This is a genomic window from Mycobacterium sp. E2479, from assembly GCF_001667925.1.
Lineage (GTDB): Bacteria > Actinomycetota > Actinomycetes > Mycobacteriales > Mycobacteriaceae > Mycobacterium.
Window position 1 is genome coordinate 1 of the sequence record NZ_LZJR01000095.1, and the last position, 540, is coordinate 540.

Annotated in this window: 1 protein-coding gene; it reads right to left on the reverse strand. The window is 66.9% G+C overall.

Going from position 1 to position 540, the window contains the following annotated elements; translation table 11 throughout:
* On the reverse strand, positions 1 to 540 hold a 540-nt coding region (locus A5686_RS14770), incomplete at both ends, for an AMP-binding protein (RefSeq protein WP_156750077.1).

Genomic DNA, 540 nt, shown 5'->3' on the forward strand with positions numbered 1-540 from the left:
TCCAGCACGAACAACGCCGCCCCAGCCACCGGCGACCCGATCGGCACCACCGTTTCCCCCGCCTGCAGCGGGGCGCTGATCGCCACGCACATCGTGGTCTCGGTGGGCCCGTAGGCGTTGACCATCACCCGCCCGGGCGCCCACCGCTCGATCACCTGCGGTGGGCAGGCCTCACCCGCCATCACCAGCGTCGCCGACTCCAACCCCTCACCCGAAAGCATCGCCGCCGCCGAGGGAGTCTGGGTCAACACACTGACCCCCTCGGCGAGCAACAGGGCATGGAAATCATCCGGGGCGCCGGTGACCTCTTCGGGCACCACCACCACCCGGCCACCCCGCAGCAGCGCACCAAAGACTTCCCACACCGACACATCGAAGGCCAACGAATGACACAGCGGCCACACCCCGGCCACCGGCAGGTCCCCATTCAGAGACTCCAACAACTGAGTCACGTTGTGATTAGTGATGGCCACCCCTTTAGGCACCCCGGTAGTGCCCGAGGTGTAAATCAGATACGCGATATCGTCGGGGGCCGCCACC